Annotated in this window: 18 protein-coding genes and 1 riboswitch; of the genes, 7 read left to right on the top strand and 11 right to left on the bottom strand. The window is 71.0% G+C overall.

The window, feature by feature from the left end:
* Positions 1–7: 7 nt before the first annotated feature.
* Together O9K63_RS04570 and O9K63_RS04565 are read right to left on the bottom strand one after the other, a co-directional pair.
* Positions 8–478, bottom strand: a complete 471-nt coding sequence (locus tag O9K63_RS04570; RefSeq protein WP_277240963.1) for an OsmC family protein — start codon at positions 476–478, stop codon at positions 8–10.
* Positions 479–482: 4 nt separating this feature from the next.
* Positions 483–1964, bottom strand: coding sequence for a glutamate--cysteine ligase (locus O9K63_RS04565; RefSeq protein ID WP_277240961.1), 1482 nt, complete (start codon positions 1962–1964; stop codon positions 483–485).
* A 176-nt stretch (positions 1965–2140) separates the two neighbouring features.
* Here O9K63_RS04565 and O9K63_RS04560 point away from each other — a divergent pair, with 176 nt between their 5' ends.
* A complete protein-coding gene (locus O9K63_RS04560) occupies positions 2141–3316 on the top strand; it encodes an exonuclease SbcCD subunit D (protein WP_277240959.1) in 1176 nt (391 codons plus the stop codon).
* Positions 3313–6495, top strand: a complete 3183-nt coding sequence (locus O9K63_RS04555) for an AAA family ATPase (RefSeq protein WP_277240957.1) — start codon at positions 3313–3315, stop codon at positions 6493–6495. The genes O9K63_RS04560 and O9K63_RS04555 overlap by 4 nt, the downstream gene beginning before the upstream one ends.
* Before the next feature lie 202 nt (positions 6496–6697).
* Here O9K63_RS04555 and gcvP read toward each other — a convergent pair whose 3' ends face one another.
* From gcvP to O9K63_RS04510, 9 genes are all read right to left on the bottom strand, one after another.
* A complete protein-coding gene (gene gcvP, locus O9K63_RS04550; protein WP_277240955.1) occupies positions 6698–9604 on the bottom strand; it encodes an aminomethyl-transferring glycine dehydrogenase in 2907 nt (968 codons plus the stop codon).
* A 72-nt stretch (positions 9605–9676) separates the two neighbouring features.
* Positions 9677–9770: riboswitch (glycine riboswitch) on the bottom strand.
* A gap of 44 nt (positions 9771–9814) precedes the next feature.
* Positions 9815–10384 (bottom strand): MerR family transcriptional regulator, encoded by a 570-nt coding sequence (locus O9K63_RS04545; RefSeq protein ID WP_277240953.1) that lies wholly within the window; start codon positions 10382–10384, stop codon positions 9815–9817.
* Between the two features lie 195 nt (positions 10385–10579).
* The gene (locus O9K63_RS04540; RefSeq protein WP_277240951.1) at positions 10580–11059 is read right to left on the bottom strand and encodes a bifunctional nuclease family protein; all 480 of its coding nucleotides are present in this window, start codon (positions 11057–11059) and stop codon (positions 10580–10582) included.
* A gap of 20 nt (positions 11060–11079) precedes the next feature.
* The gene (gene ftsR, locus O9K63_RS04535; protein WP_277240949.1) at positions 11080–11787 is read right to left on the bottom strand and encodes a transcriptional regulator FtsR; all 708 of its coding nucleotides are present in this window, start codon (positions 11785–11787) and stop codon (positions 11080–11082) included.
* A gap of 2 nt (positions 11788–11789) precedes the next feature.
* Complete coding sequence (locus O9K63_RS04530) at positions 11790–12242, bottom strand: FHA domain-containing protein (protein ID WP_277240947.1); 453 nt, start codon at positions 12240–12242, stop codon at positions 11790–11792.
* Between the two features lie 79 nt (positions 12243–12321).
* Complete coding sequence (gcvH, locus tag O9K63_RS04525; protein ID WP_277240945.1) at positions 12322–12711, bottom strand: glycine cleavage system protein GcvH; 390 nt, start codon at positions 12709–12711, stop codon at positions 12322–12324.
* Between the two features lie 22 nt (positions 12712–12733).
* Positions 12734–13561, bottom strand: a complete 828-nt coding sequence (locus O9K63_RS04520; RefSeq protein ID WP_277240943.1) for a DUF881 domain-containing protein — start codon at positions 13559–13561, stop codon at positions 12734–12736.
* Positions 13558–13890, bottom strand: coding sequence for a small basic family protein (locus tag O9K63_RS04515; RefSeq protein WP_277240941.1), 333 nt, complete (start codon positions 13888–13890; stop codon positions 13558–13560). Before O9K63_RS04515 ends, O9K63_RS04520 begins: the two co-directional genes overlap by 4 nt.
* Positions 13887–14867 carry a DUF881 domain-containing protein gene (locus O9K63_RS04510; protein ID WP_277240939.1) on the bottom strand — a complete coding sequence of 327 codons (981 nt, stop codon included), beginning with the start codon at positions 14865–14867 and terminating at the stop codon, positions 13887–13889. The genes O9K63_RS04515 and O9K63_RS04510 overlap by 4 nt, the downstream gene beginning before the upstream one ends.
* A 68-nt stretch (positions 14868–14935) precedes the next feature.
* On the opposite strand from O9K63_RS04510, the gene O9K63_RS04505 reads away from it, so the two are divergent.
* From O9K63_RS04505 to O9K63_RS04485, 5 genes are all read left to right on the top strand, one after another.
* Positions 14936–16081, top strand: a complete 1146-nt coding sequence (locus O9K63_RS04505) for a MalY/PatB family protein (protein ID WP_277240938.1) — start codon at positions 14936–14938, stop codon at positions 16079–16081.
* A gap of 127 nt (positions 16082–16208) precedes the next feature.
* Entirely contained in the window at positions 16209–16724 is a 516-nt protein-coding gene (ectA, locus tag O9K63_RS04500; RefSeq protein WP_277240936.1) for a diaminobutyrate acetyltransferase, read from the top strand.
* Positions 16725–16780: 56 nt separating this feature from the next.
* Positions 16781–18061, top strand: coding sequence for a diaminobutyrate--2-oxoglutarate transaminase (gene ectB / locus O9K63_RS04495; protein WP_277240934.1), 1281 nt, complete (start codon positions 16781–16783; stop codon positions 18059–18061).
* Between the two features lie 39 nt (positions 18062–18100).
* On the top strand, positions 18101–18496 hold the full coding sequence (locus O9K63_RS04490; protein WP_277240932.1) for an ectoine synthase: 396 nt from the start codon (positions 18101–18103) through the stop codon (positions 18494–18496).
* Positions 18497–18617: 121 nt separating this feature from the next.
* Positions 18618–19241: a cysteine hydrolase family protein gene (locus O9K63_RS04485; RefSeq protein ID WP_277240930.1), complete on the top strand. Its 624-nt coding sequence runs from the start codon at positions 18618–18620 to the stop codon at positions 19239–19241.
* The last annotated feature ends 155 nt before the right edge of the window (positions 19242–19396 follow it).

Genomic DNA, 19396 nt, shown 5'->3' with positions numbered 1-19396 from the left:
CCTCCTCCTACGAGTCCTCAGCGGTCATGGCCACCGGCATGCCCAGCTGGACCGTGCGGGAGACGGAGCACAGCCGGTCGCGGGACTGGGCGACGGAGCGGGGGAAGGCCGAGCGGGCCGCGTCGCCGGCGTCGCCCTCGGGGAAGCCGAGACGGAAGGTGACCCGGAGGTCCTTCAGGTGGTTCCCGGCCTCCGGCGTCGAGGTCTTCTCCCCCTCGGCGGCGACGACGAAGCTCTCCGGCTCCGCCCGGCGGGAGGTGATGTGGTCGACGTCGACGGAGCTGCACCCCGCGAGCGCGGCCAGGAGGAGCTCGACCGGGGTGAAGTCGTCGGTGCTGCCGTCGCCGATGGTGATCGTGCCCCCACGGGCATTGCGGATCTCGTAGCGCCCCAGCGACTCCCGCGTCAGCTCCACGCTGCGGTGACCGGGACCGGTACCACCGGTCGACTCGTTCTCGGGCGTCTCGTCAGCAGCCATGGCCTCAGGGTAATGGCCAGGTGTGGACCGGCTCGTTGCGGCTCATGTGGTCCCGGTAGAGCCCGACCATCTCGGCGAGGGCGGCGGCGCGCTCGAGGCCGCCCTCCTCGAGGCGACGGACGCACTCCGTCTGCCACACTGCGCCGTTGACACCGGAGGTGCACCGCCCCTCGATGACGTCGAGGTACCTCGTGATGACCCTCGAGGAGACGCCCCAGTCCTCCAACCCCTGGCGCGCCATCGGCAGCAGGTGACGCACGGTCAGCTCGTCGGCGGTGAGCTGCCCGAGCCCCGGCCAGTACAGGCGGGCGGTCAGCCCGTCCCGGGCGGCGGCCTCGAAGTTGGCCTGGGCGGCGGGGAAGGACATCCGGGTCCACACCGGGCGGTCCTCGCTCGCGAGCGTGCGGACGACGCCGTAGTAGAAGGCCGCATTGGCCAGGACGTCGATGATCGTCGGCCCGGCCGGCAGGACGCGGTTCTCCACGCGCACGTGGGGCTTGCCCTCGGTGGGTTGGTAGATCGGGCGGTTCCACCGGTAGACGGTGCCGTTGTGCAGGTTGAGCTCGCCGAGCTGCGGTGTGCCGCCCTCGTCGAGGACCGCGGCCGGGTCCTCGTCGGTGGCCTCGGCGAGCAGCGCCGGGAAGTAGCGCACGTTCTCCTCGAAGAGGTCGAAGATCGAGGTGATCCACCGCTCGCCGAAGAACACCCTCGGCCGTACGCCCTGGTTCTTCAGCTCGATCGGCCGGGTGTCCGTCGCCTGGGAGAACAACGCGATCCGCGTCTCCGCGTGCAGGCGCTTGCCGAAGAAGTACGGCGAGTTGGCCGCGAGCGCCACCTGCGCCGCGGAGATGGCCTGGGCGGCGTTCCAGTGGTCGGCGAACTGGCCCGGCCCCACCTGCAGGTGCAGCTGCACCGAGGTGCAGGCCGACTCCGGCGCGATCGAACCGGCATACGTGCTCAGTCGCTCCCCTGTCGGGCCCTCGATGTCGAGGACGACGTCCTCGCCGCGGGCGGTGAAGATCGAGTCGTTGAGGGCGGTGTAGCGGTTGTTGGCGCTGATCCACTCCCCCTGGAAGTGCTCCTCGCGGATCGTGGGGAGGATCCCGATCGGGACGATGCGCGCGCCGCGCTCGGCGGCCTTCGCGTCCGCGCGGTTGAGCGAGTCGCGCAGGGTGGCCTCGAGGTCCAGGGCCGAGTCCCCCGGCAGCGGCCGCGGTGCGACGTTGAGCTCGATGTTGAACTGCGCGAGCTCGGTCTGGTAGTCGGGATCGGCGATCGACTCGAGCACCTCGTCGTTGACGAAGGCCGGCTGGTTGTCCTCGTCGACGAGGTTGAGCTCGATCTCCAGTCCGGTGAGTGGCACGGCGTCGTCGAAGACGCTCTCGGCGAGCATCCGCTCGAAGACGTCGAGGTTCTGGCGCACCTTCTCCCGGTACCGCTGGCGCTCTTCGCGCGTGTAGCTCTGGGTCTGGACTTCCTTGCCCATGGGACTCCACCTCTCGCCGAGGGTCGGCTGGCTCGAATCTACCCACGGGAAGCCACGCCCGACAGGGTCAGGCCGTGGTCCGATGCGGCGGCCGGTCCCATCCGCCGCCCTCGTCCGACTGCCGAAGGGGGTGTCGCACCGCAGCATTGTCGGTGCCCCCTCCTAGCGTGGGCACCATGAAGCTGCTCCACACCTCCGACTGGCACCTGGGTCGTGCCTTCCACGGGGTGGGGCTGCTCGCGGCGCAGTCGGAGTTCGTGGACCACCTCGTCGCGACGGTGCGGGCAGAGTCGGTGGACGCGGTCCTCGTGTCCGGCGACGTCTACGACCGCGCGCTGCCGCCCCCGGACGCGGTCGCGCTGCTCTCCGAGGCCGTGACTCGCCTCATCGACGCCGGCGCCCGGGTGATCATCTCCAGCGGCAACCACGACTCGGCGATCCGACTGGGATTCGCCTCGGACCTGCTCTCCCGCGCCGGGCTGCACATCCGCTCCGACCTGGACTCGATCGGCACACCGGTCGTGGTCGGTGACACCGCGGTCTACCCCATCCCCTACCTCGAGCCCGCAGCGTCCTCGGTGAGCGAGGAGCTGGGTGTCGACCAGCGGACCCACACGGCCGTGCTGGGTGCAGCGATGGACCGGGTGCGTGCTGATGCCGCCGCGCGGGGCCCGCGGACGATCGCCATGGCGCACTGCTTCGCCAGTGGCGGCGCCACGAGCGAGTCGGAGCGCGACATCAGCACCGGTGGCGTGGCGATGGTGCCGACGAGCACCTTCGACGGCGTCGCCTACGCGGCACTGGGGCACCTCCACGGCACCCAGCAGGTCGCCGACACCGTGCGCTACAGCGGCTCGCCCGTGGCCATGTCCTTCAGCGAGACCCACCACACCAAGGGCACCTTGCTGCTCGACCTCGGCGCCGACGGCGAGGTGCGGGTCGAGCGGGTGGAGGCCCCCGTGCACCGCCGGCTGGCGCAGGTGCGCGGCACCCTCCGGGAGGTCCTCGACGACCCCGATCACACGGCGGCGGAGGGTGCCTGGGTCCAGGTGACGCTGATCGACCCGATCCGTCCCGTCGGCGCCATGGAGCAGCTCGCCCGCCGCTTCCCCCACGTGCTCCAGCTGCGCTTCGACCCGCAGGGCGAGTCCCTCCCCGCGCGCAGCTACGCGGCCAAGGTCGCCAGACGTGAGCCGCTCGAGGTCTGCTGCGACTTCGTCGAGGACGTCCGCCGGGGGGCCGGTGCCGACGAGGCCGAGACCCGCCTGCTGCGCGACGCGCTCGAGGTCGGACGGGCCGCACGTGGGCGACGCGAGGACGAGGGGCGCGCACGCGAGCGCGGGGCGGCATGAGGCTGCACCACCTCACCGCGACCGCATTCGGGCCCTTCGCCGGGACGGTTCACCTCGATCTCGAGGAGTTGGGCGCCTCCGGTCTCTACCTCATCCACGGGCCGACGGGGTCGGGCAAGACCAGCCTGCTCGACGCCATCTGCTTCGCGCTCTACGCCAACGTCCCCGGTGACCGGCTCACGACGTCGCTGCGCAGCCAGCACGCCGCCGTGTCCGAGGTGACCACGGTCGTCCTCGAGCTGACCCTGGCCGGTCGGCGTCTGCGCATCACCCGCTCGCCGTCCTACGAGCGTCCCAAGAGGCGTGGCACCGGGACGACCACCGAGCAGGCCCGCGTGCAGCTCGACGAGTACGCGGGCGGCAGCTGGCAGTCGCTGAGCTCGCGCATCGACGAGACCGCGCGGGTCCTCGACGACCTCCTCGGGATGGGGGTGGACCAGTTCCGTCGGGTGGTCATGCTCCCCCAGGGGGACTTCGCCGCCTTCCTGCGCGCGAGCGACGAGGAGCGACGGGACGTCCTCGAGCGCCTCTTCGACGTCAGCGACTACGTGGCCGTCGAGCAGCATCTCACCGCCCAGCGGCAGGAGGCCCAGGCCACCCTGTCCAGTGCCCGCACGGCGCTCGACGGGCACACCGGCCGCCTGACCGAGCTGCTCGCCGAGACGGACGTCGAGCTGTCCGATCTGGTCGAGCCGTCCGAGCTGGTCGACCGTGACGAGTTCCTCGACCACCTCGGCCCCGAGGACCTGCTCACGGCCGTGGACGCGATCGATGCCGCCCTGGACGCGCACGCCGGAGAGGTCATGACGCTCGTCGACGACGCCCAGAGCAGGGCCAAGGTCGCCCGCACGGCCCTGGAGACCGGGCGGCGCGAGGAGGAGCGCCGCCGGCGCGGTCACCGGGCACGGGCCGTCCTCGACACGCTCGAGGAGACCGCGGACGAGCACGCCGCGCGGCGTCACCGCCTCTCCCGGGCCAGGGACGCAGCGGGTGTCCTCCCGCACGTCCGGGCCGCCGAGCGCGCCCGGGAGGCAGTCATGACGGCACGCGAGGCCAGGGAGATCGCCCTGGCCTCCCTCCCCGATGTCGGCGGTCAGGACCTCGCCGACGTGCGTGAGGTACTCACCACCCACGACGACGTCCTCGCGACCGCACGGCACGAGTCGCAGCGACTCGAGCGCCTCGCCCGTGACCTGCCGAGATCGGCGACGACGATCGAGACGCGCGAGCAGGCCGTGGGCACGACCGCCGCCGAGCTGGCTGCCGCCCGTGGCCGGGCCGAGGAGGTCGACGCCGCCCTCGGGCAGGTCGAGCAGGCCGCCCAGCGCCTGACCCACCTCGCGCCCCTGGTCACCCGGCTGACCGAGCTGAGCACGGCGAGGGCGTCCCGGGTGACGCTCCGGGACGAGCTGCGCACCACGACCGACCGGCGCCAGAGCGCGCACGAGGACGTCCTGGTGCGACGGGAGCGGGTGCAGCAGCTGGTCCAGCAACGCCTGGACACCATGGCGGGTGAGCTCGCCACCCAGCTCGTCGACGGCGAGGCCTGCGCAGTCTGTGGCTCCCCCGAGCACCCCGCCCCCGCCCCGGCAGCCGACCAGGTCACACCGGAGCAGATCGAGGCGGCACGCGCGGAGGTCGCCCGCGCCGAGACCGAGCTCGACCACGCCCGCACCCGCGACGAGGCCACGGCCTCGCACCTCGAGGTCGCCGAGGCCAGGGTCGAGGACCTGGTGCGGGTGGTCACCGAGATCGTCACCGCCGACGCCCTGCTCGAGATCGACGTCGAGCAGGACCTGACGCGGGACCTCACCGCCCTGGAGGAGGAGCAGGCGGCACTCACCGAGGTCGTCGCCCGCCGGGATGCCGTCGAGCACGCTGCCGGGACCTGCGCGACAGCGGTTACGCAGGCGGCTGCCGCTCACGACGACGCGGTGACCGCACTTGCAGAGGCACGCACACGCCACGCCCGGCTCGAGGAGGAGGTCGCGGACTGCCTCCGACGACTGACTCGGGCGCTCGAGGAGCACGGCGACGAGTGCCCGTGCGCTCCCCCGACTGCTCGGCGCGAGGAGACGCCCCCGGAGGCGGGTGCGCCGGTCGCCTCGACTGACCCCGACCTGCAGCACACGGCACGATCGCGCGCGACAGCCGTCAGGACCGCGGCACGCGGACACCGTGCCGCCCTGGCAGCCGTCGATCACGTGCTCGGTGCGGGGACCGAGCTCGAGCGCATGAGGACCCTCCGGACCGAGGCCGAGGACCTGCTCGCCACCGCCCTCACGGAGGCCGGCTTCGAGCAGCCCACGGCCGTCACCGCGGCGGCCCTCACCCGATCGGACCTCGCCGAGCTCGAGCGTGCCGTGGACGACCACGAGGCCCGGCGCGCAGCCGCTGCAGCCGTCCTGGAGGAGGACGAGGTCGTCGCAGCGCTGCAGGAGGAGTCCGTCGACCTCGCCGCGCTCGAGGCCGCTGCCGAGGAGTCGCGGGTCGCCGCGGAGGCCGCGGCCCGGCGCCAGGCGTCCGCCGAGACGGTACGAACGCAGTTCACCACCCTGCGCGACCACGTCCGCACCGCGTGCGCCGAGCTGGGGCCGGCCGCGGAGCACGCCGCCGTGGTCACGCGCATGGCCACCCTCGTCTCCGGCACGAGCACCGACAACGACAAGCGGATGCGGCTGTCCACGTTCGTGCTGGCCGCCCGACTCGAGCGCATCGTCGAGCTGGCCAACGGGCGCCTGGTGGACATGGCAGACGGTCGCTATGAGCTCGGTCATGACGACTCCGGGGCGCGGGGCCGGCGCCGGGGCGGTCTCGGGCTGGTCGTGCGAGACCTGTGGACGGGCAGGGTGCGCCCGACCTCCACCCTCTCCGGCGGGGAGTCCTTCACGACCTCCCTCGCCCTCGCGCTGGGACTCGCGGACGCCATCCGTGAGGAGTCCGGTGGCCAGGACTTCGGCACCCTCTTCGTCGACGAGGGCTTCGGCAGCCTCGACCAGGACAGCCTCGAGCAGGTGCTCGACGTCCTCGACCGCCTGCGCGACGGTGGCCGCACCGTCGGCGTCGTCAGCCACGTCACCGAGATGCGCACCCGCATCCCCACCCAGATCCAGGTCCACAAGACCCAGCACGGCTCGACCATCTCCGTCCTCGGCACCAGCACCTCCGACGTGGCCTGACCCGGGACACCACACGCATGAGGTCGACCGTCGATGCGCGGGCGGCCCGCGCAAGAGCGGACGAAGGGGCGGGGCGGCCCGGCTCAGGCCGAAGTCCGGACCAACAGATGTCGGTGAACGGCACCGACCCACGTGTCCGGACTTCGCGCCAAGGGCCGCCGTGCCCTTCGTCCGCTCAGGCGACAGGACGAGGGCAACAGAGTCAGCCGATCTCCGCCAGCTCCTCCGGCGACGGACAGGAGCACACGAGGTTGCGGTCGCCGTAGGCCCCATCGATCCGGGCCACCGGAGGCCAGTACTTGTCCGCGGCGTCGACCCCGACGGGGAAGACCGCGTGCTCACGGCTGTACGGACGGTCCCACTCCTGCGCGAGCGAGGCGGCGGTGTGCGGCGCCCGCCGCAGCACGGAGGTGGTGACGTCCTCCCCCTTCGCCACGGTCTCGATCTCCTCGCGGATGGCGATCATCGCGTCGCAGAAGCGGTCGATCTCGCCCTTGTCCTCCGACTCGGTCGGCTCGATCATGAACGTGCCGGCAACGGGGAAACTCATGGTCGGGGCGTGGAAGCCGTAGTCGATGAGCCGCTTGGCGACGTCGTCGACGGTCACCCCCGTCTCCTTGGTCATCGCCCGCAGGTCCACGATGCACTCGTGGGCGACGATCCCGCCCGGGCCGGCGTAGAGGACGGGGTAGTGCTCCCCCAGCCGCTTCGCGACGTAGTTGGCGTTGAGCACCGCCAGCTGGGTCGCCCGGCTCAGCCCGGCCCCACCCATCAGGCGCACGTACGCCCAGGAGATCGGCAGGATGCCGGCCGACCCGTACGGGGCGGCACTGATCGGGCCGACGCCCGTCTGCGGGCCCGCGGCCGGGGCGAGCGGGTGGTTGGGCAGGTACGGCGCGAGGTGCTCCCGCACCGCGACCGGACCGACACCGGGCCCCCCGCCGCCGTGCGGGATGCAGAAGGTCTTGTGCAGGTTGAGGTGGCTGACGTCCGCGCCGAACTTGCCCGGCTGCGCCAGCCCGACGAGCGCGTTGAGGTTGGCCCCGTCGACGTAGACCTGACCGCCGGCGTCGTGCACGAGGCCGCACAGCTCGGAGATCGTGTCCTCGAAGACCCCGTGGGTGCTCGGGTAGGTGACCATGATCGCGGCGAGGTCGTCGCGGTGCTTGTCGATCTTGGCCCGCAGGTCGTCCATGTCGATGTCGCCGCCCTCGGCGGTCTTGACCACGACGACCTTCATCCCGGCCATGACCGCGGAGGCGGCGTTGGTGCCGTGCGCGCTGGCGGGGATCAGGCACACGCGGCGCTGCTCCTCGCCCTGAGCGGCGTGGTGGGCACGGATGGCGAGCAGACCGGCGAGCTCGCCCTGCGACCCGGCATTGGGCTGCAAGGAGACCGAGTGGTAGCCGGTGACCTCGCTGAGCCATCCGCTGAGCTGGCCGACGAGCTCGCGGATGCCCACCGTCTGGTCGTCGGGCGCGAAGGGGTGCAGGCCGGCGAACTCGGGCCAGGTGATGGCCGCCATCTCGGTCGTCGCGTTGAGCTTCATCGTGCACGACCCGAGCGGGATCATCCCGCGGTCGAGGGCGAAGTCCCGGTCGGACAGGCGACGCAGGTACCGCAGCATCTGCGTCTCGCTGCGGTGCTCGTGGAAGACGGGGTGGGTCAGGTAGTCGCTCGTCCGCAGCAGCTGAGGGGCCCACTGCGGGGACACCTGCGGGGCGTGCGAGGAGTCGACCTCGTGCGCGTCGCCGCCGGCGGCGGGGACCCCGAAGGCCGCGGCCACCGCGGCGACCTCGCTCGGGTCCGTCGTCTCGTCCACGGACACCAGGACGGTGTCGGCATCGTGGCGCCAGAGGTTGACCCCGGCCTCCACGGCTGCGGTGACGACCTCGTCGGCGCGTCCGGGGACGCTCACCCGGAGCGTGTCGAACCAGGGTGCGTCGTTGACCTCGACACCGCCGGCGCGCAGCGTCGCCGCCAGGCCCACGGCGGTCCCGTGGACGCGCTCGGCGATCGCGCGCAGCCCGTCCGGACCGTGGTACACGGCGTACATGGAGGCCATGACGGCCAAGAGCACCTGTGCGGTGCAGATGTTGCTCGTCGCCTTGTCGCGACGGATGTGCTGCTCGCGCGTCTGCAGGGCCAGCCGGTAGCTGGCGCGCCCCTCGGCGTCGACGGACACCCCGACGAGTCGGCCCGGCAGCGTGCGCTCGAGACCCGCCCGAACGGCCATGTAGCCCGCGTGCGGTCCGCCGAAGGCCATCGGCACCCCGAAGCGCTGGGTCGTCCCGACGGCGACGTCGGCGCCCCACTCCCCTGGCGCCGTGAGGAGGGTCAGGGCGAGGAGGTCGGCGGCGGCCGTCACGAGCGCCCCCGCCTCGTGTGCAGCGCTCGCCATGGCCGTCCAGTCGGTGATCGTCCCGTCCGCGGCCGGGAACTGGACGAGCACGCCGAAGACCTCGCGGTCCCCTGCTGCGGCGCGCAGCTCCGCGGCGGTCGTGATGCCGGTCAGGTCAGCGCCGACGACCTCGATGCCCAGGGGGACGGCGCGGGTGTCGATGACGGCGCGCGTCTGCGGGAAGGTGTTGTCGTCGACGAGCATGACCGCGTCCTTGGCGGCCTTGCTGGAACGGCGCATGACGGTCATGGCCTCGGCCGCTGCCGTCGCCTCGTCCAGCAGGGAGGATCCGGAGGTCTGCAGGCCGGTGAGGTCGGCGACCATCGTCTGGAAGTTCAGCAGCGCCTCGAGGCGCCCCTGGCTGATCTCCGGTTGGTAGGGGGTGTAGGCGGTGTACCAGGCGGGGTTCTCCAGGACATTGCGCTGGATGACTGCTGGCGTGATCGTGCCGTAGTAGCCCAGGCCGATCATCGACGTCATCACGGTGTTCTTGGCCGCGAGGTCCCGCAGCTCCTCGATGACGGCCAGCTCGCTGGCTGCCGCCTCGATGTCGAGGGAGCTCGTCTGGCGGATGGCCGCGGGCACGGCCGCGTCGCACAGGGCCTCGAGGCTCGGCTGGCCGATGGCCCCGAGCATCTCCCGGACATCGGACTCTCGGGGGCCGTTGTGACGGCCGACGAACTCGGACAGGGGTGGTGTGGCGCTCATGAGGCTCCCTTGGACGCGTGCGGGTACAAAGCCAGCCTCCCCTTCTGTCACGCCGTGGCGCTCCAGAGGTGCCTGATCCGCGGGGTCCTGGCGCCTGAGAGGTTCCGGGGAGATTTGCCCCTTCGGCGCCCCGCGCATCGCGCGAGGACTCTCCCCCGCGGGGTGAGCAGCGGTGTCAGGCTATCAGCGCGACCGGGACACGGGAGGAGCTCAGGCGAGCTTCGCGCGCCGGCGGGCCGACAGCTCGTCCCCCGGCACCTCCGCCGGCTCCGCCTGGTCCATCCGCTCGCTGGGGATCTCCAGCAGCGAGCCCTCGACCTCGCGCCAGACCCGGCCGACCGCGATGCCGAAGACGCCCTGCCCGCCCTGGACGAGGTCGATGACCTCGTCGGCGGAGGTGCACTCGTAGACGCTCGCGCCGTCGCTCATCAGGGTGATCTGTGCCAGGTCCTCGACACCGCGCTCACGCAGGTGCTGGATCGCGACGCGGATCTGCTGGAGGGAGACGCCGGTGTCCAGCAGGCGCTTGACCACCTTGAGCACGAGGATGTCGCGGAAGCCGTAGAGGCGCTGGCTGCCGGAGCCGGCGGCACCCCGGACGGAGGGCTCGACCAGACCGGTGCGGGCCCAGTAGTCGAGCTGTCGGTAGGTGATCCCCGCGGCACTGCACGCGGCGGGACCGCGGTATCCGATGTCCTCGGACAGCTCGGGCAGGTCGTCGTCGAAGAGCACGCCCTGGGTCCGGACGGGGGTCCGGCCCTCGTCGTTGGTGGCGTCCACTACGCCCTCCTGCCCTCACCGTGGTCCCGGACCGAGCCGGGTGGAATTGCACCGGTGTGGCCCGGTGCTGTCTTCGACGCTACGGCGGCTCGGGGAGGGCGTCAAACACCCCCGCGGCGAGGGGCTTGCGTGTCGGTAACGATCAGGTCGCGCCGGGATGGACGGACGCGCCCGCCCGTCCTCGTCGACCCGGCCTCAGCTCTCGGTCCCGGGCTCCTCGAAGTCCTCCGGCGACACCTCGTCCAGGAACTCCTTGAACTTGGCCACCTCGTCCTCGTCGTCATCGGTCGACTCGATCCCCACCTCGTCGAGCACTTGGTCGGTGGCGACGATCTCGGCGCCGGTGCGCAGGGCGAGGGCGACACCGTCGCTGGTCCGCGCAGAGATCTCCGTCCCGTCGTCGAGCACGAGGGTGGCGTGGAAAACACCCTCGAGGACCGCGTCGATCCGCACCGTGCTCAGCTCGCGGCCGACGGCGGCGATCACGTCGACGAGCAGGTCGTGGGTCAGGGGACGAGGCGGCTCCACCCCCTCCTGCGCGTAGGCGATCGCGGTGGCCTCCGCCGCGCCGATCCAGATCGGCACGTGTCGACCACCGTCGCGCTCACGCAGGAGCACGATCGGCTGGGAGGTGGGCATCTCCACCCGGACACCGAGGACGTCGAGCGGTTTCACACTCCTACCGTATCCCTCACTCACCCGCGCGTCTGCAGTCCCCGGCGCACGAGCGCCATGTGGAGGTCGAGGCAGTCCTCGACGACCCTCCTGGTGACGCTCTCGTCATCGAGCTCCTCGGCGTCGGCGGCCCTGCCGCGCAGTGCCTGGTGCCCCAGGACGTGGTCGGCCAGCCCGAGCTCCCGCTCGGCCGCACTCTTGAAGGGACGCAGGTGCCGCACGTCGATCCCGGCGGCCACCAGGGCGCCCGAGGCGCGGGCCACCTCGAGATCGGCGTCGTCGTAGTACTCACTGCTCTTGGGCAGCAGGCCGTACGAGATGAGCTCCCGGAACGTGGCGATGTCGATGTCGGCGGCCTCCTGCAGCTCCGTCGCAGTGAGGCGAAGGGGGCGTGCCCCGGCCGGGAGCGGATCGAGACGGACGGGATCCTGCGGGTCGCTGCGGGGAGGAGCCACACCGCCGCCGTCGTCGACGCTCAGCCCCCGGTCCATGGCGTCGAGTCGTTCGCGGATGACCTTCAGGGGCCAGAACCGGTCCCGTTGGGCAGTGAGCACGAAGCGCAGCCGCTCGACGTCCGCCCGGGAGAACTTCCGGTACCCGGAGGCCGTGCGCGATGGGTTGATCAGCCCTTCGGCCTCCAGGTAGCGGACCTTGGAGATGGTGACATCGGGGAAATCGTCCTCGAGCTGCGCGATGAGGGCGCCGATCCCGATGCGCTCGTCGGGCACCGTCAGCTGGTCGAGGCGCTGGCGTAGTAGACGAGGCGGAACTTGCCGATCTGCACCTCGTCACCGGTGCGCAGCGCAACCTGGTCGATTCGCTCCTTGTTGACGTAGGTCCCGTTGAGGGAGCCCACGTCGCGCACCGCGTAGCCGTTCTCCTCGCGCGAGAAGACCGCGTGCTTGCGCGAGACCGTGACGTCGTCGAGGAAGATGTCTCGGTCCGGTCCGCGACCGGTGGTGACCTCGGCGTCGTCAAGAAGGAAGCGCGCGCCCGAGTTGGGGCCGCGCAGGACGATGAGCAGGGCGGTGCCGGCGTGGAGCGCGTCAACCGTCGCCTGCTCCTCCCGGCTGAGGTGGTAGTCGGACTCCGGCAGGTCGGCAGGTGCGCTGCTCCCGATCCCGGTGAACTGCTGGGTGGCCGGGTCCTGTCGTGCGGGCTGGTCGTTCTGGTTGCCGCTCATCCAGCGCTCCCTCCTGTCGTGTCGTGGCTCAAGACTACGTGACCGGCCCCACGTCGGGGCCGGCCGGTGACAACGGCGGTCAGTCGATCTCGGCGCGGTAGGCAGCGGCGTCGAGCAGACCCGAGGTGTCGGTGCCCTCGGCGAGCTCCAGCTCGTACATCCAGCCCTCGGTGTAGGGCGCGGTGTTGACCAGCTCCGGGGTCGCGTCCAGTGCCTCGTTGACGGCCGTGACCGTGCCCGCCAGCGGCGCGTACAGGTCGCTGACGGACTTGGTGGACTCGACCTCACCACAGGAGTCGCCGACCTCGACGGTGTCGCCCACCTCGGGGAGGCTGACGTACACCACGTCGCCGAGCGCATCCTGTGCGTAGTGGGTGATCCCCACACGCACCCGACCGGACTCGGTCGTGGCCACCCACTCGTGGTCGCTGCTGTACCGGAGGTCCTCGGGGTAGGTGGCGTCGCTCATCTGTCTCCTTCGTTGTCCCGGCTCACTGCAAGCCGTCGGTCGGCTCCGGGTGGGGCTGAGCGTAACGAGGCGATGAATTGGAGTGCAATGCCTCCACGTTGATCGAGGAGAACTCGTGCACGGTCACCTCGCCGCCCTTGCTGCGGATCGACTCGGACACACCGCCGGGGATCTCCATGGCCGAGCTCATCGTCTGCGGGTCACCGATGACGACGAAGGTGTACGGCGGCTCGAGGGTCCTGCCGTCGACCACGACGCCCTCCTCGCTGTCCCGGAACCACGTGCTCGCGATGATCCGCGCGTCACCGACCTGCATGGCCTCGGCGCCCGCGTCACGCAGCTCCTGCACGGTGTCCAGGAGGGTTGCCGCGTCGACCTCGCCTCCGTGGTCCTCGATGCGCAGGGTGATCCCCGGCCCGGTCGCCCGCTCGGTGCCCGCCAGGATGCCAAGGGTCTCGGCCCGCTCCCGGGCGGCGGCGAGCGCCTCCGGCGAGTTGCCCTCGCTGTTGGCGAGCCGGTCACGCGCCTCCTCCAGCTCGGCGATCTCCTCGTCCAGGCGACTGCCGTTCTGGGTGACGTCGTCGAGGATGCGCACCAGCTCGTCCTGACGCAGGTCCTCCAGCCCCTCCGCCTGGGTCTGTCGCACCTGGGTGGCGAGGGCGAATCCGAGCAGCGACGCGAGCAGGAGGGCGAAGACATTGGCTCGCGTCAGTCGCGGGCGCGCCATCAGGTAGATCCGGCGCCAGGAGGCCCTGCTGCTGCGCGTGGAGCCTGCGGCGGGCTTCGTGCCGGGCTCCTCCCCCGTCGCACCGGGGCCCTGGGCGCTGCTGTCGTCCATGTCGTCGCTCATGCCTTGAAGAGGTGCCGCCGGATGGAGGCCACGTTGGAGAAGATCCGCACACCGAGGATGACCACGACCCCCGTCGACATCTGGGAGCCGACGCCGAGCTGGTCGCCCAAGAAGACGATGAAGGCGGCCACCAGGACGTTCGACAGGAAGCTGACGACGAAGACCTTGTCGTTGAAGATGCCGTCCAGCGTGGCACGGACGGCGCCGAAGACCGCGTCCAGGGCGGCGATGACCGCGATGGGCAGGTACGGCTGCATCCACACGGGGACATCGGGCTGCAGGACGAGGCCGAGGATGATCCCGACCAGCAGGCCGAACGCGGGGATCATGGGGTCTCCTTCTTCAGGGGGGTCACCGGAGGCGTCGCCCCCGAGGGGATGGCCGTCGCCGCGCGGGTGCGGACGTTGGTGGCGCTGGGCAGCTCGAGCTCGTCCTGCGTGGTCAGTGTGGTCTCGATGCCGTAGTTGCTGCGGAGCCCCGTCATGTAGGAGCCGGCCGAGCTCTCGGCGAAGTTCGTCTGCATCTGCTCCGGGTCACCGATGGCCTCGATCGTGTACGGACGGGTCAGCGGGCGGAAGTTGACGAGGATGGCCTCGCCGGCGAAGCGGATGGCGGTCCTGGACGTCAGTCGCTGCCCGTTGACGGCGATCGCCTCCGCACCCGCGCTCCACAGTCCGTTGGTGATCAGCTGCAGGTCCTTGGAGCGCACTCGCCCCTCGTCGTTGATCCCGGTCCTCGGGTCGCCGTCGGCGCTCGTGCGGCTGTCGGGGGAATCATCGAGCGTGACGCGCAGGCCGGGACCGGCCACGGGGACGAGTCCGCTGGCGACGCTGACCCCCTCCTGCTGGGCGCCCACGAGGTCGGGGTCCAGCAGTGCGGTGGCGGTGGCGATCTCCGCGCGCAGCTCCCGGATCCGGCCGTCGCGCTCCTCGACCGCCTCCTGACGGTCCTCGATCTGGCTGATCAGCCGGGCGCGGGCGTCGGCGCGTGCACCGTCGTCGCCGCGCAGGTCGGCCGTGCTCACCCCGATCATCAGGCCGATGAGCAGCAGCCACGCGATCAGCATCGGGCGGCGGGTACCGCTGGAGCGCGGCAGGCCGGCCGCCTCGCGCCGCTCCGCCGCGGCCGCGTAGCCGGGGTCCAACGGCCGTTCGAGCATCGAGGTCAGCAGGGTCATGGAGGCGTCGGGGCGGCGGGCGAGGGGGTGGGCACCCTTCGTCTCGACGTAGTCCAGCTCGGACTCGTCGACGGGAGGGCGCGGCTCGTCGGGTCGCACGAGAGGCTCCTCTCCCTGCTGGACGGTCATGGGCGCGAGTGCACCGGTCGTGCGCACCTCCCCAGACTAGGCGGTCCCCACGGTGCAAGAGTGGGTGCATGCAGCGTCATCTCCTGATCCACGACGAGACCACCTGTCGACGGCGCACGAGCATCAAGTGGCGGCACCACGACCCCGACGTGCTCCCGCTGTGGGTCGCCGAGATGGACGTCATGCCGGCACCACCCGTGGCTGCGGAGATCCGGCGGCTCGTCACCGACGGAGACCTCGGGTACCCCGTCACGGCCCCCTACCTCGAAGCGGTGGCCCGCTGGTACGCCCGGTGGTCCGCACCGGTCGATCCCTCCCGGATGGCGCTGGTCACCGATGCCATGAGCGGGGTCAGGGCGGCGATCCTCTCCCTCACCGACCCCGACGACCCCGTGTACATCACGGTGCCCGTCTACCCGCCGTTCCACTCGGTGGTGGCGGCGACCGGCCGGCGGAAGGTCGAGGTCGAGCTGACCGCGGCGGGTCGCTACGACGTACCGGCGCTGGAGGCGGCATTCGCCTCCTCCCCCGGGCGCGGCGCCGTCCTGCTGTCGAACCCGCACAACCCCACCGGCACCGTGCCGACCGCGGCCGAGCTCACCGACCTGGCCACGGCCGCGGAGCGGCACGGGGTGGCCGTCATCAGCGACGAGGTCCATGCGCCGCTGGTGCTCCCGGGGGCGCAGTTCACCCCCGTCGTGTCGATCCCGGAGGCAGCCGGGGCGCTCAGCGTGATCTCACCGGCGAAGGGGTGGAACCTCGCCGGTCTGAAGGCGGCGGCGGTCGTCGGCGGGCCGGATGCCTCCGCAGCGGTCCGCGGTGTGCCCCGGTACCTGGCCCACACCGCCAGCCATGCCGGTGTCCGAGCGCACATCGCGGCCATGGACGAGGGCCAGGAATGGCTTGCCGAGCTGGTCTCCGACCTCACCGCGAACAGGTCCCTGCTCGGTGACCTGCTCGCCGAACACCTGCCCGAGATCAGGTGGCGACCCGGCGAGGCGACCTACCTCGCGTGGCTGGACTGCCGCGCACTCGACCTCGGGGACGACCCCGCCGCCCACTTCCTCCGACACGGACGGGTCGCGTTCAACTCGGGCCTGCCCTTCGGTGCCGGACGCGGCCACGTCCGCCTGAACTTCGCCGCCTCGCCGGAGGTCCTCGACGAGGCGGTGCGCCGGATGGCGAAGGCACTCGAGCAGCCCGCGGACCGATGAGGCGCACCCGGACACGGTCAGGTGGCCTTTTTCACGATTTATCGAGTTCCGTTGAGCCGCAAGTCATTTCGTTACCTGACCGAAACCCTGACTTGATCTGTGCGCTGGTCACGTTAGGTTGAAACAGGTGACCATCGACGCAGCTCAAGACCAACAGCCCCCGGACGAGTCCCCCTTCGTCCTGCGCACACCGACCATCGCGGACGGTGGCGCCATGTGGCGCGTGGCCAAGGACTCCCGCACGCTCGACCTCAACACCTCCTACGCCTACCTGCTGTGGGCGCGGGACTTCGCCGCGACGAGCGTCGTGACCGAGCGCGATGGGGAGGTCGTCGGATTCGTCAGCGGCTACATCCGTCCCGACGCCCCCCACACCCTCATGGTGTGGCAGGTGGCCGTCGACTCCGACCAGCGTGGCCACGGCCTGGCCGGACGGATGCTCGACCACCTCGCCGACACCGTGCCGGGCGTGACCTCGCTCGAGACGACGATCACCGACGACAACGCCGCCTCCCGCGCGCTGTTCGGTGCGTTCGCGCGCAAGCGTGGGGCCGAGCACGAGGAGATCGCCCTGTTCGAGCGGGAGCACTTCCCCGACGAGGGGCACGAGCCGGAGGTGCTGCACCGCATCGGACCGTTCTGAACCCGGCTCAGCCCACGACAGACCTCTCCACTGACCCGTCCACCGGAAGGACAACCATGAACGCTGCCAACACGGACATCTTCACCACGCGCGAGTCGGAGGTGCGCAGCTACTGCCGCAACTGGCCCGTGGTGTTCGACACGGCCAAGGGTCCGTACCAGTACACCGAGGACGGTGAGCGCTACACCGACTTCTTCTCCGGTGCGGGCGCCCTCAACTACGGGCACAACAACGACGTGCTCAAGGAGGCGCTGCTCGAGTACATCTCCTCGGACGGGGTCACCCACTCCATGGACATGTACACCCGGGCCAAGCGCGAGTTCCTCGAGGCGTTCACCGAGATCATCCTCGCGCCGCGCGGGATGACGCACAAGATCCAGTTCCCCGGCCCCACCGGCACCAATGCCGTCGAGACCGCGCTCAAGACCGCTCGCAAGGCGACCGGGCGTGAGGACGTCGTCCACTTCACCAACGCCTTCCACGGCATGACGCTCGGCTCCCTGGCCGTGACCGGGAACGCCTTCAAGCGCGCCGGCGCGGGGACCCCCCTCTACCACGCGACGTCGGCCCCCTACGACGACTACCTCCTCGGGGAGACCTCGGACTTCGCCTGGCTCAAGCGCATCTGGGCCGACAGCGGCTCGGGCACCAACCTGCCCGCCGCGGTCATCGTGGAGTCCGTCCAGGGCGAGGGTGGCCTCAAGGCCGCCCGCGGCCAGTGGCTCAAGGAGCTGCAGGAGCTGTGCCGCGAGTACAAGGTCCTGCTGATCGTCGACGACGTCCAGGCCGGCTGCGGCCGCACCGGCACGTTCTTCTCCTTCGAGGAGTTCGGCCTCGACCCGGACATCATCACCCTGAGCAAGTCCATCTCCGGGTACGGACTGCCCATGGCGCTGACCCTGATGAAGCCGGAGATCGACGACTGGGAGCCGGGCGAGCACAACGGCACCTTCCGCGGTCACAACCCCGCCTTCGTCACCGGTGCCAAGGCGCTGCGCACCTACTGGGCCGACGACACCCTGGAGCGCAACATCGCCGCGCGGAGCGAGCAGCTGCGCTCGCGTCTCGAGGTCCTCGCCGGTCTGGCCGAGGGCAGCGAGCTGCGTGGCCGCGGCCTGCTCTCCGGCGTCGCCTTCCGCGACGTCGAGGTCGCGGAGAAGATCGCGAAGGCCGCGTTCACGCGCAAGCTCCTGGTCGAGACCTCCGGCCCGTCCAGCGAGGTCGTCAAGATCATGCCTCCGCTGACGATCACCGAGGACGAGCTGGCCGCAGGCCTGGACCAGCTCGAGGACGCGACCCGCGAGGTCCTGGGTGCACCCGAGCGCACCACGGCCTGAGCCTTCCCACCACCACACTTACGAGACAAGGAGATCCCGATGAAGGTTGTCAACGTCAACGACCTCGACGGCACCGAGTACGACATCGTCCACGGCAACTGGCAGAGTCGCCGCATGGTCCTGGCCAAGGACAAGGTCGGCTTCAGCTTCCACATCACGATCCTGAAGGCGGGGACGTCGTCCGACTTCTGGTACGCCAACCACGTCGAGGCCGTGTACGTCTACCAGGGCAAGGGGACGCTGACCGACCGCGACACCGGCGAGACGTACCCCCTCGAGCCGGGCGTGATGTACATGCTCGACGACGCGGACAAGCACACCGTGACCGTCGAGGAGGAGATCCACTGCGCGTGCGTCTTCAACCCACCGGTCACGGGTCGCGAGGTCCACGACGAGAACGGCGTGTACCCGGCCCTCTCCCTCACCGAGGACTGATCACGACGACATGACGAAGGGGGCGGGGCCGCGCGGCCCGCCCCCTTCGTCATCCCGTCCCCGCGGTCCGACCGATGTGCCGGTACACATGAGCGGGGCTCCACTGGGTACCTTCTCCCCCGTGAACGACCAACAGACATCGACCCACGACGACAACGCCCGGGGGGCCGCGCCCTGGCGCGGGCGCCCCGACCGCACCGGCGTCGTCGTCATCGACATGCAAGAGGCCTACTTCGAGGCGGCCGCGCTCAAGGAGCGCCGGCAACAGATCGTCGCCCACTGCGAGACCGTCCTCGCGTGGGCGCGTGATCTGGGGCTGCCGGTGATCAACGTGGTCACGCAGCACCGGAGGGACCGCTCGACCTGGACACTGAACATGCTCGAGGACGAGCAGGGTTACCTCTTCGAGGGCGACGCGCACACCGCCACCCTCCACGAGCTCGACCTCGGCGACGCCACGACGGTGGTCAAGACCCGCGATGACGCCTTCATCGGCACCGATCTGCACGAGATCGTCGCCGGGCTGGGCCTCGACGCACTCGTGGTCGTCGGGGTGTCGACCCACACGTGCGTCGCGGCGACGGCCGCCCACGCCTTCGCCGTCCAGCTCGAGGTGGTCCTGGTGCGCGATGCGATCGGATCGCACCGACCGGAGCTGCACGAGCTCGCCCTCGACATGCTGCGTGACGAGTACCGGTTGCCGGTGCTGGATGCAGAGCAGCTACGGCGGGTCCCCGTCCGCTGACACGGTCCGGCACCGAGCCGACGTCGCTCCCGGGCACGCCGGAGGCCACCCCGTACACTCGGCCTGTGATCGCCCCCACGACGACGTGTACCAAGCGCCCTCCCCCATGCTCCGGGGAGCAGCCCGCCGTCCTCGTCCGCACCTCGTGAAAGCCG

Origin of the sequence: Janibacter cremeus (genome assembly GCF_029395675.1) — a bacterium.
Classification (GTDB): Bacteria; Actinomycetota; Actinomycetes; order Actinomycetales; family Dermatophilaceae; genus Janibacter; species Janibacter cremeus_A.
The sequence above is the reverse complement of the archived record's forward strand: the minus strand, read 5'-3'. Positions and strand labels throughout refer to the sequence as shown.

Excerpts from the sequence above, each read along its gene's own strand:
- O9K63_RS04510 (WP_277240939.1), bottom strand. The coding sequence starts at position 14,867 with ATGACCGTCCAGCAGGGAGAGGAGCCTCTCGTGCGACCCGACGAGCCG.
- O9K63_RS04565 (WP_277240961.1), bottom strand. The coding sequence starts at position 1,964 with ATGGGCAAGGAAGTCCAGACCCAGAGCTACACGCGCGAAGAGCGCCAG.
- O9K63_RS04515 (WP_277240941.1), bottom strand. The coding sequence starts at position 13,890 with ATGATCCCCGCGTTCGGCCTGCTGGTCGGGATCATCCTCGGCCTCGTC.
- O9K63_RS04490 (WP_277240932.1), top strand. The coding sequence starts at position 18,101 with ATGAAGGTTGTCAACGTCAACGACCTCGACGGCACCGAGTACGACATC.
- O9K63_RS04570 (WP_277240963.1), bottom strand. The coding sequence starts at position 478 with ATGGCTGCTGACGAGACGCCCGAGAACGAGTCGACCGGTGGTACCGGT.
- O9K63_RS04520 (WP_277240943.1), bottom strand. The coding sequence starts at position 13,561 with ATGAGCGACGACATGGACGACAGCAGCGCCCAGGGCCCCGGTGCGACG.
- O9K63_RS04560 (WP_277240959.1), top strand. The coding sequence starts at position 2,141 with ATGAAGCTGCTCCACACCTCCGACTGGCACCTGGGTCGTGCCTTCCAC.
- O9K63_RS04530 (WP_277240947.1), bottom strand. The coding sequence starts at position 12,242 with ATGAGCGGCAACCAGAACGACCAGCCCGCACGACAGGACCCGGCCACC.
- ectB (WP_277240934.1), top strand. The coding sequence starts at position 16,781 with ATGAACGCTGCCAACACGGACATCTTCACCACGCGCGAGTCGGAGGTG.
- O9K63_RS04505 (WP_277240938.1), top strand. The coding sequence starts at position 14,936 with ATGCAGCGTCATCTCCTGATCCACGACGAGACCACCTGTCGACGGCGC.
- O9K63_RS04555 (WP_277240957.1), top strand. The coding sequence starts at position 3,313 with ATGAGGCTGCACCACCTCACCGCGACCGCATTCGGGCCCTTCGCCGGG.
- gcvP (WP_277240955.1), bottom strand. The coding sequence starts at position 9,604 with ATGAGCGCCACACCACCCCTGTCCGAGTTCGTCGGCCGTCACAACGGC.
- gcvH (WP_277240945.1), bottom strand. The coding sequence starts at position 12,711 with ATGAGCGACGCCACCTACCCCGAGGACCTCCGGTACAGCAGCGACCAC.